Source organism: Thiorhodococcus mannitoliphagus (assembly GCF_010915725.1).
In the GTDB taxonomy this organism is placed as follows: Bacteria; Pseudomonadota; Gammaproteobacteria; order Chromatiales; family Chromatiaceae; genus Thiorhodococcus; species Thiorhodococcus mannitoliphagus.
Window position 1 is genome coordinate 1 of the sequence record NZ_JAAIJR010000030.1, and the last position, 16502, is coordinate 16502.

The 16502-nt window shown below is 61.9% G+C and carries 15 protein-coding genes; 7 read left to right on the plus strand and 8 right to left on the minus strand.

Going from position 1 to position 16502, the window contains the following annotated elements; translation table 11 throughout:
- The first annotated feature begins 444 nt into the window (after positions 1-444).
- The 5 genes from G3480_RS09315 to G3480_RS09335 all read left to right on the plus strand — a co-directional run bounded on the left by G3480_RS09315 (position 445) and on the right by G3480_RS09335 (position 4254).
- Positions 445-1227, plus strand: a complete 783-nt coding sequence (locus G3480_RS09315; RefSeq protein WP_164653604.1) for a DUF4198 domain-containing protein — start codon at positions 445-447, stop codon at positions 1225-1227.
- A 13-nt stretch (positions 1228-1240) separates the two neighbouring features.
- Positions 1241-1870, plus strand: coding sequence for a cobalt transporter CbiM (gene cbiM, locus G3480_RS09320; protein ID WP_164653605.1), 630 nt, complete (start codon positions 1241-1243; stop codon positions 1868-1870).
- Between the two features lie 157 nt (positions 1871-2027).
- A complete protein-coding gene (locus G3480_RS09325; RefSeq protein WP_164653606.1) occupies positions 2028-2729 on the plus strand; it encodes a carboxypeptidase-like regulatory domain-containing protein in 702 nt (233 codons plus the stop codon).
- Entirely contained in the window at positions 2726-3484 is a 759-nt protein-coding gene (gene cbiQ / locus G3480_RS09330) for a cobalt ECF transporter T component CbiQ (protein WP_338114102.1), read from the plus strand. The genes G3480_RS09325 and cbiQ overlap by 4 nt, the downstream gene beginning before the upstream one ends.
- Positions 3481-4254, plus strand: a complete 774-nt coding sequence (locus G3480_RS09335) for an energy-coupling factor ABC transporter ATP-binding protein (protein ID WP_164653607.1) — start codon at positions 3481-3483, stop codon at positions 4252-4254. Before cbiQ ends, G3480_RS09335 begins: the two co-directional genes overlap by 4 nt.
- Positions 4255-4327: 73 nt before the next feature.
- On the opposite strand, the gene G3480_RS09340 is transcribed toward G3480_RS09335, so the two are convergent.
- Positions 4328-4819: a hypothetical protein gene (locus G3480_RS09340; RefSeq protein WP_164653608.1), complete on the minus strand. Its 492-nt coding sequence runs from the start codon at positions 4817-4819 to the stop codon at positions 4328-4330.
- Positions 4820-4994: 175 nt separating this feature from the next.
- A complete protein-coding gene (locus G3480_RS09345) occupies positions 4995-6683 on the minus strand; it encodes an ATP-binding protein (RefSeq protein WP_164653609.1) in 1689 nt (562 codons plus the stop codon).
- A gap of 505 nt (positions 6684-7188) precedes the next feature.
- Here G3480_RS09345 and G3480_RS27640 point away from each other — a divergent pair.
- Complete coding sequence (locus G3480_RS27640; RefSeq protein ID WP_167752462.1) at positions 7189-7362, plus strand: hypothetical protein; 174 nt, start codon at positions 7189-7191, stop codon at positions 7360-7362.
- Between the two features lie 490 nt (positions 7363-7852).
- Positions 7853-8413, plus strand: coding sequence for a hypothetical protein (locus G3480_RS28940; protein WP_276611689.1), 561 nt, complete (start codon positions 7853-7855; stop codon positions 8411-8413).
- A gap of 415 nt (positions 8414-8828) precedes the next feature.
- Here the strand turns inward: G3480_RS28940 and G3480_RS09355 are convergent, their stop codons facing one another.
- From G3480_RS09355 to G3480_RS09380, 6 genes are all read right to left on the minus strand, one after another.
- Positions 8829-9719: a transglutaminase domain-containing protein gene (locus G3480_RS09355; protein WP_164653610.1), complete on the minus strand. Its 891-nt coding sequence runs from the start codon at positions 9717-9719 to the stop codon at positions 8829-8831.
- The gene (locus G3480_RS09360; RefSeq protein ID WP_164653611.1) at positions 9716-10678 is read right to left on the minus strand and encodes an alpha-E domain-containing protein; all 963 of its coding nucleotides are present in this window, start codon (positions 10676-10678) and stop codon (positions 9716-9718) included. Before G3480_RS09360 ends, G3480_RS09355 begins: the two co-directional genes overlap by 4 nt.
- Positions 10678-12150: a circularly permuted type 2 ATP-grasp protein gene (locus G3480_RS09365; RefSeq protein WP_164653612.1), complete on the minus strand. Its 1473-nt coding sequence runs from the start codon at positions 12148-12150 to the stop codon at positions 10678-10680. Before G3480_RS09365 ends, G3480_RS09360 begins: the two co-directional genes overlap by 1 nt.
- Positions 12151-13174: 1024 nt before the next feature.
- Positions 13175-14581: a replicative DNA helicase gene (dnaB, locus tag G3480_RS09370; RefSeq protein WP_206171629.1), complete on the minus strand. Its 1407-nt coding sequence runs from the start codon at positions 14579-14581 to the stop codon at positions 13175-13177.
- Positions 14582-15047: 466 nt separating this feature from the next.
- Positions 15048-15497: a 50S ribosomal protein L9 gene (gene rplI / locus G3480_RS09375; RefSeq protein WP_164653613.1), complete on the minus strand. Its 450-nt coding sequence runs from the start codon at positions 15495-15497 to the stop codon at positions 15048-15050.
- A 47-nt stretch (positions 15498-15544) separates the two neighbouring features.
- The gene (locus G3480_RS09380) at positions 15545-16456 is read right to left on the minus strand and encodes a YybS family protein (RefSeq protein WP_164653614.1); all 912 of its coding nucleotides are present in this window, start codon (positions 16454-16456) and stop codon (positions 15545-15547) included.
- Positions 16457-16502: the final 46 nt, after the last annotated feature.

The window sequence follows — 16502 nt, forward strand, 5'->3', positions numbered from 1 at the left end:
CGTGTCCATCAATTGTTTCCCGATGCGAGCGATGCCGCCCGAAATCCCCCCTAGCCCCCCTTTGTGAAAGGGGGGAAATTGTTGATGGACGCTTTCTAAGGCCTGCTTTGCGACAAATCCGATCACCGTGAGCCTGGCCAGGAGTAGTAGCAGCAAAGAGGCTCTATTTGAAGATTCACAGAGCAGGATCGTCCAGCTACACGGGGTTCGTGACGTTATAGTGCTGGACGCAACACGGCGCTTTTCAGGCTCATCCGGCCGCGGACGGCGCAGAGTGCTCTCGGCTAGCCCGCCAAATCCGGCCACTCTTCTGATACTGCGGAGCACGAAATTCATGCGACGCGGTGAATTTGCCACGCTCATCGCGCGCCCGGCTTGACAGCGCCGAGTATTACCTAGAAGAATCCAGTCATACTCATTGAGCGAACGACGAGGATCGACGGTATGCGATACGGGACGCGCGCCCTGCTGAGCAAGGCCTTGCTCAGCTTACTTCTCATGGCCGCCTGCGGCGCCCAAGCGCACTTCCAGGAACTCATCCCGTCCACGGACATTCTCACGGCCGAGACCGGAAACACCTTGGCGTTGAGCCTGAAGTTCACCCACCCCATGGAGCAAGGTCCGGTCATGTCCATGGCGGCGCCAAGGCGTTTCGGGGTCATGGGTCCGCGTGGTCAAGAAGACCTGATCGACCGGCTGCGGCCAGGCGGCACCGACGGCAAGCGGACATTCCAAGCCACGTATCGGGCCGAGCTGCCGGGCGACTATATCTTTTTCGTGGAGCCTGCCCCTTACTGGGAGCCGGCCGAGGGCGTCATGATCGTCCATTACACCAAGGTGATTGTGGATGCCTTTGGCGCGGAGCAGGGCTGGGATCAAGAGATCGGGCTGCCGGTCGAGATCATCCCCTTGGTCAGGCCCTATGGACTTTGGACAGGAAACCTCTTTCGCGGCATCGTCAAGCAAGACGGCAAGCCCGTGCCCTTTGCCGCAGTGGAGGTCGAATGGCGCAATGACGGCAGCGTCACGCCGCCCTCGGATCCCTACATCACCCAGGTCGTGAAGACCGACGCCAATGGTGTCTTCAGCTATGCCATGCCGCGCTCTGGCTGGTGGGGCTTCGCCGCCTTGCTGGAAGGCGATACGCCGCTCAAGAGCCCGGACGGGGATAGCGTTCCAGTCGAGGCTGGCGCCTTGATGTGGGTGCAGGTTAGAGACATGCGTTAGCGGAGCGGCAAACTTGGCTCATATTCCCGATGGCGTTCTCTCGGCCCCGGTTCTCATCACTGGCGGCGTGGTCAGTCTGGGGCTCATCGGCCTTGCGCTGCGCCAGCTCGACTATGACCGGCTGCCGCAAGCAGCGGTGCTCTCCGCGACCTTCTTCGTCGCATCCCTCATCAATGTCCCTCTGGGTCCAAGCACCGCCCATCTGTTGCTGAACGGCCTCATGGGTCTTCTGCTGGGCTGGACCGCCGTGCCCGCCCTGCTTGTCGCGCTTATCCTGCAAGCGGCCTTCTTTGGGTTTGGCGGGGTGCTGGTGCTTGGCGTCAACACTATGAATGTCGCCCTTCCGGCACTCTTTTGCGCCGCCCTCTTAGCTCCCCGGCTCAAGGGTCGGGCAACGCCAAGACGCGCCTTTTGGATCGGTTTCTTGGCGGGTCTGCTCGGGGTCTTGCTCACCGGCGTCATGGTTGCCATGAGTCTGGGCTTGAGCGGCGAAGCCTATGTGCCAGCGGCAAAAATCCTCGTCGCCGTTTATATCCCGCTCGCCCTCGTCGAGGGCCTGATCACCGCCACGATCATGGCCTTCCTGAGCCGTGTCGCCCCCGAGTTCCTAGACCGCGAGGGAAGGCATCATGCCGCACCTTGAAGACTCCATGAGTTCGACAACATCTGACAGCATCTGGTCAGGATTCAGAAACCGGGATGAGCGCGGACACCTCCAAGCATCACGGACCGGGCGCTCATTGGACGCCCCCAGCGCCCGACAGCGCCGCGCCCGATCTGGGGGTGCGGCTCATGGACAGATGCTCCGCGCTAAGCGCCAAGCCGTCCGCATGGCCGTCTTCTCGTCGGCGCTCGTCCTCGGCGGCCTGAGCGCACCTGAGACGGCAAGCGCCCACAAGCTGAAGGTGTTCGCTTCTGCGGTCGGGGACCGCATCCAAGGCAGCGCCTATTTCGCCGGAGGGGCCAAGGCAAGCGGCGCGACCATCTTGATCCAAGACATTGCGGGGCAAACACTCGCCACGCTCCTGCCCGATGAGAATGGCAGCTTCAACTATGTCGCCCGTGAACCCGGCGATTACGTCGTTGTCGCCAAGTCTGCGGACGGACACCAAGCAGAATGGCGCATTTCTGCGGCCGAACTCGCCCCCGCCTTTCCGCAAGGGTCCGCCACTGGAGCCGACCAGGAGATCGATCGAGCTGGACCGGCGGGCGAGCAAAGTCAGATCCCCAGTCCGCCAGACACGAAGGAGGCGGCGGCAGACAAGGCAGCCTCGACATCATCGGGCACGGATCAGCCCGGCAGTGCGCCCCTAGACCCGAGATTGGTCTCGGCCATTGAGCTGGCCGTCGCCCGCCAAATCCGTCCGCTGCGCGAGCAGCTCGCAGCGTCGGCGGATTCCGCCCGTCTGACCGACGTCCTGGGCGGCATCGGCTACATCCTGGGAATCACGGGCCTGGCGCTCTGGTGGCGCAGCCGCCAAGAGGGACAGCGAAAGCCGTGACTGCGCTCCTGCTATCGCCGCAGGCCAAGGGCTGGATGAGCGAGCGAGATCCGCGCCTGCGCATCGTCGCCGCCATCGCCTTCGCCTTGGTTACGGTCAGCCTAGCGACAATCGCGGGCGCAGCAGCCGCCTTAGTCTGCGCCACTGCGCTCGCCATGACGGCCGGCATGCAGCCGCGAGCGCTCGGCAAACGCCTGCTCGCGCTGGAAGGCTTTGTCCTCATCTTGCTCCTCACCTTGCCCTTTACGACGCCCGGTACCACAGTGCTCCGGCTTGGCCCACTGACGGCGAGCGCCGAAGGCCTGCACCTCGCCGCCCTCATCCTGCTCAAGGCGAATGCCGTGGTGCTCGCGCTCTTGGCGCTGGTCGGGACCCTGGAGCCGATCGTGCTTGGACATGCGCTCGCCCGGTTGGGGGCTCCGGAAAAGCTGGCGCACCTGCTGCTGATGACGGTGCGCCAGATCCATCTGCTGCACGCGGAACTCGGACGATTGCGTCAAGCCATGCGCGCGCGCGCCTTCGTCCCGCGCAGTGACAGCCATACCTGGCGCAGCTACGGCTGGCTCATGGGCATGCTGCTGGTGCGCAGCCTCGACCACGCCCAGCGGGTGCTCGCCGCCATGCGCTGTCGCTGCTTCGATGGTCGACTCTATCTGCTGGATTCGACGGCCTGGGCGACCAAGGATACGATCGCGGCCCTGGGCTTCACCGTCCTGCTCCTCGCCCTTCCCCTCCTGGACCTGGTGCAGCGATGAGCAGCCCACTGATCGAACTCCGCCACATCACCTTCGAATACCCGGATCGCCGCGTCCTCAACGACCTCAGCCTAAAGCTCCATGCCGAGGACCGCGTCGCCCTGATCGGGCCAAACGGCGCAGGCAAAACGACCCTGCTCCAGCTTATCGTCGGGCTGAAGCGTCCCAGCTCAGGGCAGATACGCGTCTTCGATGCCGAGCGCCGCACCGAGCGCGACTTTCACCCGGTGCGCGCACGCGTCGGATTGCTGTTTCAGGACTCGGACGATCAACTCTTTTGCCCAACGGTGCTGGAAGACGTCGCCTTCGGCCCGCTGAACCTTGGACGCTCGGCGGCCGAGGCGCGGCAGGATGCGCTAGACACCCTCGAGCAGCTTGGACTGTCCGGCTTCGCGGACCGCGTCACCCATCGGCTTTCCGCGGGAGAGAAGCGCATGGTGGCCCTGGCAACCGTGCTGGCGATGCATCCGGCGGTGCTGCTGCTCGACGAGCCGACAAACGGGCTGGACGAAGCGACCGAGCAGCGCCTCATCGACCATCTTGCCGCCCTACCTCAGGCGATGATCATGGTCTCGCACGACCGGCGCTTCCTCGAGCGCCTCTCGACGCGTGCCCTCGAGCTGACCGACGGCCGGCTGTGCGAAGCCACCCTGCACAGGCATGGCCATAGCCACTATCACACCCATGTGCATCTGCATGCCCCAGGCACGCCAGTCGACCACGCGCATACCCCATCGGAATTGCCGCACGGGGACCATGATCTCGAGTAGCGACCAAGCGGTCGCATTGCCTGCGGTCGCATACTCAGTTGGTAACGATTCAGCGCCAGCCTTTGCGGCCCAATCAGCGCACGGTATCGAAGCGAAAGGGTGCGGCCAGCAGCCCCCTGGGCGTCAGCAGCAGCACCCGCGCCTCCCAGGTCATGCGGTCGCGCACGCACACCGGGATCATGCCCCGCCCCTCATAGTGACGCGGTGAGCGCTCGCTGAGGGCGATCCGGTTGAAGCCCATGTACATATCGACGCCCGCGAAATCGACCTCGACGGACTCGACCTCAAGCCCCTGCACCTCCAGGCTCAGACTCAAGGGGACGGCCGGAGGAACCCCCCGCGGCCGAATATCCAGCACGACGCTGCCGCCAGTGCCGAAGACGACCTCGCAGGCCCCCTGGCGCAGATCGCACCCCCTATTGATCTCGGCGACTTCCGCCACCTCGGGATAGAGCAACGGCCAGAGCTTATAGCCCAGGGTGACGAAGACACCACAGACCAGGAGGGCCAAGACCAGCCAGAGAAAGGGCGAAGGATTTGGCGATGCTGAGCGCCCGTCGTCCATAGCTTGAGAACAACCTGCGAGTCGCCGAGGCTGAAGGCCCGAGGCGAGAAAACATCAAGCATAAGGGCAGCCACGCCCGCTGGCTATCAAGGCACGATGACGCGCCGATCGATCCCGCCCGACTGCGAGGATCGGATCCTGGGAGCCTGGCTGATGCCGGCGCCGCTCGCCCTTATTAGCGAACCTGGCTCCACCACCGATTGATGATGTCGGCGACGTCCAAATCATCCGGACCCTCGCGCCAACTCTTGGAGAGCGGCGCGTCATTGCTGGCCGGCGCCGGCTCGGGCGGATGAACCAAGATGCGCGCTGGCAACAGCGAGGCATCGCCGACCGCGAGCACCTCGCCGCGTCGCAAGGAAGCCAGCATGTCGGCCAGATTCTTGGCGCCCTCAGGCAAGAGCCGCCGCACGTACTCTTGGTCATCGGCATTGGAGATACGCAAACAGAGATAGTTGCCGCACTGGGAGAGCACGGTTTGCGACAGCTCGGTCGGACGTTGGCTGACGATGCAAAGCGTGACGCCGTACTTACGCCCCTCCTTGGCGATACGCTCCATGGCGCGTCGCGTGCCGACGAATCGAGTATCCGCATCGTTCGGGATATATTGGTGCGCCTCCTCGCAGACCAGCAGGATTGGGAACTCGTGCCGACGAGGATTCCAGTAATTGAACTCATACGCCAGACGCCCGATCTGGGCGGACACCACGGGGCGCAGATCGACGGGAACAGGGCTCAGGTCCACCACCGTCACCTGGCTCTTCTGCTCACCCAGACCGACGAAGTTGCGCAGCAAGTTCTCCAGGGTCGCCGAGCTGTTGTGCTTACGCGGCCGCATGAAAAAGTCGTAGCGGCCGTCGTTGTATAGCGACTGGAAACGGACCAGGAAATCGTCGAAGGCGCCATGGAGCGGGCCCTTGATCTTACCGAACTCCAGCTTCTCCTCATTGGCCTTCTTGAACTTGGCGTAGAGTTCTTCGATCGGGAAGTACACCGGCGAGTCGACCGACAGCCGATCCAGCCCCATGTGTTGGTTGGACTGTTTACGCAGGCTGTAGAGGGATTCGCGCAGGAAGGCGATCTGGACCGTAGCATTGGCATCCGTGCGGTCGACGAAGAGATCGACCAGCTCGGAATAGGTGAGCAGCCAATAGGGGATCTCGAGTTCTTGGGCGTCGATATAGCGTGCCGAACCAGGAGGAAAAATACCCTCCTTGATGCCATCCTTGTTCTTCCAGCCATACTCACCGTGGAGATCGAGCATGACGATGTGGGAGCGCGGCATGCCCTTGACGACGCTCTGCATGAGACTGGAGAGTGTCCACGACTTACCAGCACCGGTCTGGCCCAAGATGGCGAGATGCCGGCCGAACAAGGCCGAGGGGTCTAGAGAGGCCTTCAGCGTCGGCCGCACCGAGAGACGCCCCAACTCGAGCGCGCCCTCCGTCTTGCGCGAGATGAGCGCAGCCAACCGATTGCTCGGAATGAGGTGAACCGCGGCACCGATTACCGGATAACGGGCGACGCCAGGCTCCAGTCGCCCATCCGGGTTGATCTCTCCGAGGGGCGTCAGCTCCAATCGCCGCTCGCGCGCGGTCGCCGAGCGCGGCCCGCCCGAGCCATTGTCCTTGGTGGTGCGCGTGATCCGCGTATCCTCGACGATTCGAGACACCTCAGCCAAGACATGACCCGAGCGGTCCCTAATCTCAAAGAGGCTGCCCAACTGCCCGATCGGCAGACTTTCGTCACCGAGCGTCCGTGCGGACTCGAAGCCTTCTTCGCCAGGGAACAAGGTGGCGACGAGGCAGCCACCTGTAATGTCGACGATACGGCCAACCAGGGTAGACTCGGGCGCTGTGGTCATGACGCTCAGAACTCCTTGTGATTGATCCAAAAATAATCAGTTAGACCGCGAAGAGCGAGGATCTCAATGTCTCGTCTCGGCACCGGACTCACCTGCGGGGTGAACCGCCCGCACGCAAGAAATCTTTGTGTTTCTTAGCGTCCTTGGTGCACTTGCGATTCCAGCTGCCGGATCTGAGTTGATGGCCTCATCCGACATGATCGTCCACTATTGTCCGCCAAAGCCTGCGCGGACGGCAGGACGCAGATCACAGACGCGATACCTCCTCGACGCCTGTCGGAACGCGTCACGCAAAGGCGCGCGCTATCCAGGTTCTTGCCGAAGCGCCTGAGCGGAGAAACAAGCACCAGGTCCACATGCGCCAGCGATCGGGTTGGGTCAACCCGCACCCCCTCAGTCAGTGTTCCGAAAACGCGACCTCGGCCACATAAAGTCGCTTGCTAAATTAGAAATTGCTTATATAATAACAAACCATGAAGTCAACACACCTGAACGGAGAAGTAACATGGGTGCTCTAGGAATCCTCGCAGCAGTAGCAGTTCTGGTCGGTGGCGTTCAAACGACCATGGTGATGCCAGAAAAAGATCGGCTCGCGGCCGAAGCGACCAAAGAACCGATCGTTGAAGTACAAGCGGTCCAGCAAGACAACCATGCTGACATCGATGCCTTCTCGCATTGATTGTCGTCACTAGCCGCAGTGAAATGCCTCGTCGCCGTTGCGTCGAGGCATTTTTTGTAGAAGGATCTGAGTTCTAGACTTACACCTGCCCCCCATGCCGAGCGCGGACGAAACCATCCGTTTCAGTCTTTCCCTACCCAAGCCGCTCCTCGAGGCGCTTGATGCGCGCGTCGTCAATAAGGGCTATGGCCTCGCGCTCCGAACTGGTCCGCGACCTGATCCGAGAGCGCATCGTCGAGGATAGCCTTGATCATCGTTCCGGCCGGCTGCAAAGCTGACTCTGTAGTCAGGCCATCTTGGCCTGACGATCTCAGGGCTAGAAGCCCTGACTACAGATAGGCACAAGCGATCGGCACCGGGCGGCTTCTTAGGCGGCGCCCGCACCGCGTCACTGACAAGGAACGACTGAGCCCTCCCAGGTTCCTGGGCGACCCGTGCGTGCATGCCCTGCTCTCAGACCCCGGCGGAGTCTCGACATCAGGCCACTACAATGCCGAGACTGTTGCCTTCCGCTGTTCCGAATGCGTCGGCTCCGCTGGCATCAATTTCGGGGCTCCATCACACAGCCTACACGCCCCCTGTGTTCGCTTCGCAGCCGGGATCACTCCCGAACCACGCCACACTCGGTTCCGGTGGATGGCCAATCCTTACCGGCTCGGGACTTTCACCCGGTGGGCCGCAACAAGGAGTTTCCGATTCGCTTATCCGTCCGCTATCTTCCTCTCCTTCCAGGCTTTGCCTGGCGCAACGAAAGGATGATCAAGTCGTCGAGGATCTTTGGGAGCCTGGAGAAGAAGAAGTTGCCGGTGTGCTGACGATCGTCTACGACCATCATCAGCGCGAGCTGACTCAGCACATCCTGGACATCCAGCATCGACAGTATGTGCATGTGGTCGCGACGACGCATGTCCATATGGACCACCACGATTGCCTGGAAACCATCATCATTCGCGGGATGCCGACCGAGACCGAGCGGCTCAGTCTCGAGATCGGCGGTCTCAGAGGCGTGCGCTTCGCGGAACTCACAGGCGCATCGAAGGTGGAGAACTAGTCCGGCGACTGTCAAGCAGCGCGCCGCACCAGTTGCTGCAATGCGGTTCTGCCAATCTTCAGCGATTCGACCATGAGCGATCTGGTGATTGCTCGCGCGCAGCGACTCTTAGAGGCTGTCTGCAAACCATCGTCGAGGCCTAAATGGACGGGTACAAGGGGCGACTTCAGTCACCTCACCACCTATCGGTTTTATGTAGCCAGGGCTTCCAGCCCTGGCAAACCAGGCCAGGATGGCCTGGCTACGCAGGCTTGGAGCGGCTGTTCCGGTTGATTTCGGGAAACCGATAGGTGTTGAGTTCAGTCACCCACCCGCGCAGGTATCGAGGGCGAATGAATTCGCCCCTACGAGTTTCCAGACAGCTTCTTAGGCAGACGCTTCGAATACAAGACCTTAGGCCGACAGCTCAGGCATTCTAGGACGCGCCGAGGCGAGAAACGCTAAGCCTTTCGTCGACCTCCGCGGCCATCCCCTCACTACGGCAACTCTGCTTGATCGGCTGCGTGTCTTGCGCGTCCCGACCGACCGCCACCCGCACATAGGTCGCGTCGGCCAGAAGCCCCAAGGCAGGATCGAAGCCGATCCAGCCAGTGCCGGGGATCAGCACCTCGGCCCAGTGATGCAGCTGCTGAGGGGGCGGGTCCCCGTCTTCGCAGGTGCCCGACTCGAAATAGGCTGCATCCAGATAGCCGGAAACGAAGCGAGCCGGAATTTGCCATTGGCGAGTGACCGCGATGAGCAGATGCGCGAGATCCTCGGCGCTGCCAGCTCCGGCATCCAGCGCCGAGGCAAGCTCAGCTGCCCGCTCGGCCTTAGCTGGCTCGTAGGCGATGAGGTCGCGGGTCCAGCGCATCAGGGCTTGGACCTGGTCGATCAACTGCTGACCTTCCTGCAAGCGAGGCACAGGATGGCCGTCGATCTCCCCCGGGAGCGCTGGCGTCATTAGGCTGCGATGCAGGATCAGATCCCAAAGCCGCGGTGCCTGGTGCAAACGCTCGGTAATCCAAGCCAGTTCCCGCTCGCTTGGTATCAGCGCGAAATCGAATGGGTTGGCGCAACGCGTCTCGACCTCGGCCTCGATCTTGAACCTCAGCTCGTCGTGAGCCGCCAAGATGGCGAAGTGATGAAAGAGGTTGCCGAAACCATCATAGGCGGCAGCAGCATGCACCTCCGGATCCACCTTCAGCCCCATTCGAATGACGGACTGGGTCTGATCGTGCCACGGGGCCAGCCGAATCTGGATGTGATGCTCGCGCGCTGGGGCACTGAATCGCATGTAATGAGCGCGCTCGATGTGATACCTCACGAAACATCCCCCGGATGGGCCTCGAAATAGTCGCTTTGCAGGGCATCGCCAAGCACTGACAAACGCTCGAGCAGTTCCTCTAGGTATTGATGCAGACCGGACTCGATGATGGCACCCGGCTCCACCCCGACGACCTGCTGACGCAGTGCCGCAATGGCGGACGGAGTCGCGCCATCGGGCGGATAGCCAATCCGCGTCAGGGCATGCTCAAGCGCATTCACAGAGTAGGTGATGGAGCGAGGGAAATCCGGGTTGAGCATCACAAACTCAACCACATCGATGGGACGGATCCCGTTCTGATAGCGGCGGCGGTAGGACTCGAAGCCAGACAGCGACTTGAGGAGCGCGCCCCATTGATAGTAATCCAGAGGTGATCCGACCAGGCTCAAATCCGGGAGCAGCAGATGATAACGTACGTCCAGGATCCGGGCGGTCATGTCGGCCCGCTCCTGCAGACAGCCTAAGCGCACGAAGCTATGCGCCTCGCCGCGCATCATGGTCGTTTCGGTTAGACCCAGAAAGGTCGCAACTTCCCGATGAATAAAGCTGTAAAGCTCGGCGGCACGCCAGGGTGGAAGCTTGGCCCCAAGATGCTCGTCCGCGACCAGCCAAAACTCATTGAGGCTCTCCCACATGGCCTTGGAGATACGATCACGCGCAGCGCGCGCATTCTCACGCGCCAGCCTCAAGCAGTTGTGGATACAGCCCGGGTTGCTCGGATCCTGCGTGAGCAGATGGATGACGCGCTGAACCGTAGCGCGCCCGTCCGGATAGAGGGCTTGGTAGACTTCGTCGGCTCCGACGATGGTGAGCAACGGCCGCCACTGCGCGTCTTCCGTTAGCCCCTCGTCGGACTCCAGCATGTGCACGACATTGATGTCCAATACCCGCGCAGTGTTGTCGGCGCGCTCCAGGTGGCGCGCCATCCAGTAGAGGGACTCGGCAATTCGGCTCAACATCAGTCTGCGAGCACCCAGGTATCCTTGCTGCCGCCGCCCTGAGAGGAATTGACGACCAGGGAGCCGCGCGTCACGGCCACGCGCGTGAGGCCGCCGGGGACCACCTCGATGTCGCTGCCATAGATGCAGAAGGGCCGCAGATCAAGGTGGCGTGATTCCAGCTCTCCGTCCAGGTAGCAGATGTGTCGGGAGAGCTGCACGACTGGCTGCGCAATATAGTGGCGAGGATCCTCGACGATTTTCTTGGCAAACTTGTCGCGCTGCGCCGCCGTGGAGTTAGGTCCCATCAGCATCCCTTTGCCACCGGACTCGGCAACGGCCTTGACGACCATCTTCTCCATGTTGTCGAGCACATAGGTGCGATCCTGATGATCCGTCATCTGGTAGGTCGGCACGCTTTGCAGAATGGGGGCCTCTCCGAGATAGTAGCGGATGATGTCCGGCACATAGGCGTAGACGGCCTTGTCGTCGGCGACTCCTGTCCCAGGCGCATTCACCAGGGCGACATGACCGGCCCGCCAGGCGTTGATGAGTCCTGCCGCCCCAAGCACCGAATCCGATCTGAACACCAAGGGATCGAGGTACTCGTCGTCGATCCGTCTATAGACGACATCCACCTGGCGCAAGCCCAAAGTCGTCTTGAGATAGACTTTGTCGTTCTTGCACACCAAGTCGCGCCCCTCGGCCAGCTCGACGCCCATCTCTCGGGCCAAGAAGCTGTGCTCGAAGTGAGCCGCGTTGAAGATCCCGGGCGTCAGCACGACCACGACCGCCTCTTCTGGGCCGCGCGGCGAGAGGTCGCGCAGTGACTGCAGCAAGAGATCCGGATAGTGCTCGACCCGTCGGACGTGATAGCTCGAGAACAGCTCCGGCAGAATGCGCCGCTCGATGACGCGGTTCTCGATCATGTAGGAGACGCCGGACGGCGTACGCAGGTTATCCTCTAGGACGAGATAGCGCCCTTCCTCGTCGCGAATCAGGTCAGCGCCGCTGATGTGGATATAGATGTCACCCGGCGGATCGACATCCATGATCTCGCGGCACAGATCCTTGCCGCGATAGATGAGTTCGGGCGGCACAACCCCGTCCTTCAAGATATGCTGCCCGTGATAGAGATCTTTGAGGAAGAGGTTCAAGGCACGCACGCGCTGCTTGAGCCCCGCCTCGATCGGGTGCCACTCCTGCGCCGTGATGATGCGCGGAAGAATATCGACAGGCCAGACCCTTTCGATCCCCTTACCCTCGTCCGAATAGAGGGTAAAGGTCACGCCTTCGTTGTGCAGCGCCAGCTGCGCGTCCCTAGCCTTGTTGGCCAGACCTTTCTGGCCAACACGCTGAAGGTGCTCCCACATGGGGAGATAGTGCTCGCGCGGACGGAAGTCGTCTCGGTAGAACTCATGGAAGGCCATGGGTGGACCCTCGGAACGGTCCAGCAACGGTGCGCCGCCATTGGATTGAAACTGTCTAAACATGGCAAAGCGGCTCCTGAAACGCGGCCTGTGTTAATAGTGCAATGCAAAATTCACACCGCCACACGGAGTCAGAACATAAAATACAAGCCTATGTTTTATAAAATATTATCCTTAGCAAGGATCATACGCATAATCCCAGCCGCACAATACTTGATCCGAGTCGCACAATAAGAGTGCAGCCAAGACTGCAACGCCCCATCCTTGAGCTTAGCGAAGCAAGAGGCTTGACCTCGAAGGCAGGCCCCATAGAGCATCGCAAGCGCGCCCCTGAGACCCCACGAACGAACACCCTTAGAAAATGCCCATCATTTGTTTCGCGATGCGCGCGATGCCGCCCGAAATCCCCCCTGCCCCCCCTTTGCGAAAGGGGGGAAGTTGTTGATGGACACTTCCTTACCTGCAAGCTCGCGGTCGCACGCCTCACAAAGACCTCAAGGTTGGTGGGAGCGGAACCCTTGCCGCGAAGGGCGCGCGATCACGGCGGGACGCCGCTTCCAGGTCGCACCGCCGGTCCGCTGCGCGATGCCCCTGCAACCGACTGAGCGATCCAACGATCGGCTCCGAATATCTCAAGGGGCCGGCGACGAGCCGCCGCCCATTCGGCGCTTCGAACTCAAGAAATAGCGGGGGCAGTTACCTGCTCGGAGGTCAATACGTGTCCCCGTCAGCGGGACAGGTTCAGCAAAGCACCGCAGCCGCACGCAATGCTGCATTGGCGGAGTCAGGCTGTTCCGACCTCCAACGCGGATGCGCAACGCGGTTCGCCCGCATGACCATCACCAGGCACGTCGAATCCGACGGAAGACAGGTCAGGAGGCGGACCACATGCTCGAAATGCGCGACACGCCATCAGGCTCCACTCTATGACTCGGCTCGATCAGGGGCCGAGCGCCGGTCCGGACGGACGCTCGGATCACAGCCTATTGTCACAAACCGCCTTCACCAACAGCCGATCGCGCCTCTTCAAGCACAGCCTGCCGCGACCCTTGGGTGCCTAGCCGCAAAGGCGCCTGACACACCGAGATCAATCGCCTCCCTCGCCATAGTAGTTGCCGATATAGTTCTCGAACTTGGTGTACTTGCCGAGAAAGGTGAGCCTGACGGTTCCAATGGGGCCATTACGCTGTTTGCTGATAATGATCTCGGCAATACCTTTGTCATTGCTGTCCTCGTTGTAAACCTCATCCCGATAGATGAAGACAATGAGGTCGGCATCCTGCTCAATCGCGCCCGACTCACGCAAGTCCGACATCACGGGGCGTTTGTTGGGACGCTGCTCCAGACTGCGGTTGAGCTGAGAGAGCGCGATCACCGGCACATTGAGTTCCTTCGCCAAAGCCTTGAGGGATCGGGAGATGGCTGAGATCTCGGTCGCACGATTCTCGCCCACGCCGGGCGCCTGCATCAGCTGGAGATAGTCCAAGACGATGAGCCCCAGGTCGCCCTGCTCGCGCTTGAGACGCCGTGCCCGGGCACGCACCTCGGTCGGCGAGAGCGCGGGGGTGTCATCAATGAACATCGAGGCGCCCGCCAGGATATTCACCGCTGACGTGAGGCGCGGCCATTCATCGTCTTCCAGCTTGCCGGTTCTCACCCGGTGCTGATCGATCCGACCCAGCGAGGACATCATGCGCATCGCAAGCGAGTCGCCTGGCATCTCCATACTGAAGGCCGCGACCGGGCGCTGAGACTGGATGGCGACGTTCTCAGCGATATTCATGGCGAAGCTGGTCTTGCCCATGGAGGGCCGACCCGCAACGATGATGAGGTCGGCCGGCTGAAGCCCCGAGGTCATCATGTCGAAGTCCGAGAAGCCAGTCGCGAGACCGGTAATGGGCTCATCGCGCTGATAGAGCAGCTCGATCCGCTCGACCGCCATCCCCAACAGCGTCTTGATCGGCTGGAAGCCGCCTCCTCCACGGGCCTCCTGCTCGGCGATCGCGAATACCCGTCGCTCGGCGTCGTCCAGAAGCTCCGCTGCGTCGCGGCCTTGCGGGTTGTAGCCGCTATCCGCGATGGCCGTGCCGGCGGATATCATTTGGCGCAGGACCGAGTTCTGGCGGACGATGCGCGCATAGGCCTTGATGTTGGCGGCGCTCGGCGTCTCGTTCGCCAGCATGCCCAGGTAGGGCAGCCCCCCCGCATCCTCGAGGCGCTCGGTACGCTCGAGCGTCTCCGCGAGGGTGACCGCGTCGAATGGCTGATCCTGTTCGGCCAGGCGAACAATGGCACCGAAGATCAGTCTGTGCTCGCGGCGATAGAGGTCGCCCTCAGTCACCATGTCCGCGACACGGTCCCAGGCACTGTTGTCTAGCATGAGTCCACCAAGCAGAGACTGCTCGGCGTTGATGTTATGTGGCGGCACGCGCAGCTCATCGGGCGTGCCGTCGAGGCCCATGGGCACCATCTCATCCGGGCTTGATTCGAACATGACTCCTCGAGCAGTGCGAGAGCGGGCTTAGCCAGCGATTGACGGGAAGGCATCGGGCAGTTCGACGCATCGATAGCGATGCCCGAAGTCTGAACTCTCAAACAGTGCAACCGAACCACAAAGCGGAGAAAGAGAACAAATCGCAAGAAAGAGAATCAATGCGTTGCGCAGCTGACGCTACTCATCGAGAGCCTGAGCACTGCGCAAGAATCAAACCCTTGTTTTTCTTGATGTCCTGGGCGCCTTTGCGGTTCAAATGACCGAACCTAGGTGCAATGCGACCTGGATTCGGACGGCTTGCAATCTTCGATTCTGCGGCGACCCGAACTGGGGCGCAACCGCACCAGGGCGAAAGCTAGACATGATCAAGGAGCTTGATCGTCCGGCAGCGTCACAAAGGGTGTGGACGAGGAGACTAGCAGCCCGCCAGACGAGAGCCCCGACGGATGTCGGGGCTGAAGGGATCTCAGTCGCCTGGGACCACGTCCACCGTGATCTCGACATCGACCTCGGGATGCAAATGCACGGCGACTTGATACTCACCGACTGCGCGGAACGGCCCTTGCGGCAATCGCACCTCCGACTTGTCGAGTTCATAGCCGGCGTCGACCGCAGCCTCGGCAACATCCGCCGTGCCGACAGAGCCGAACAACCGGCCCTCATCCCCCGCCTTACGGGCGATCGTCAAGCTGACACCCTCAAGCTTGGCACGACGATCCTCGGCGGCCGCCAAGAGTTCTGCGGCAGCGCGTTCAAGCTCGGCGCGGCGCTCCTCGAAGGCCTGAAGATTGGCTGACGTGGCCGCAACGGCGAAGCCACCCGGCAGCAGATAATTACGGCCATAGCCGGCGCGGACCTTGACCTTGTCGCCAAGCACGCCAAGGTTGCTCACGTTTTTCAGCAGGATTACTTCCACTTTCGCATTCCTCTCAAGAGTTTATCTGGTTGCCGTCGCGCAAGCGGTCAGTCCCCGCCTGGCGCGCGGTGCGCGATGCGGGTGCGGATGTCCGCCCAAGTGTCGACCAGGCCAACGCTGGCCAGCAGCAAGCTGACCTGCGGCATAAAGAAGACCAAGAGCACGTAGAGCCCCGCGAGCCAGCCATGGTGTAGGCCCCAGAACCGGCCGAGGCAGTGAACGACCGCCAATCCCTGCAGCAGCATGAGCACGCCAAGCACAGGCATGAGGTCTGCAGCTGCGCCCCCGCCCCCCGCGACCATGACCCATGCCAGCAGCATCAGGAAGAGCAGGCCAGCAAGGCGACCGATGGAAAGGCCGCGAAACTCCTGCCCAAAGCCACCGGGATTGTAGAGCTGTGCCTGCCACCAGCGGGCGATGAAGAGACTCAGTAGGTACTGCAGCACCAGTCCGGCCGCAAAGGCCCCGGTCATCCACTTGGACAACTGCTCGAACACGGCTCGACTGGCATCGAGTTCGATCAAGCCATCCTTGACCAGGGACTCGCGCAAGGGCTCCATGAGCTGCTGCCAGTAGACCGAGGGATCTCCGACCAGCAGGTGCACGACCATCACGATCACCAGGCCGCCCAAGCCAGCGAGCTGCGCGGTAAAGCCCAGTGCTCGCGTGGCGCGCAAGATGGCCGCGAGCCCCCAGATCGGGATCCAGAGGACGACCGCAACGCCAATGGCAACGAGGGGGGCGCCAAGCGCAAGGGTCGAGATCAGGGCCGTCGCCAGCGCGGCAAGCGCGACGACGACGCCTCCCGCTCTGGGGCCGTTGCGCAGTGTCACCAGGCCCACCGCCCCGGAACTGATGAGACCGAAGAGCGGGAACAGCAGTGACAAGAGCGCGCTCGCAGTCACAACCAAAGTCGCCTGCGAGTAGCCCCGCATGATGAAGCTGGCAATCGGCTTCATGGTCGTGACTCACGGCCGAGAGACGGTCTACTCAAAGCACCCGAGC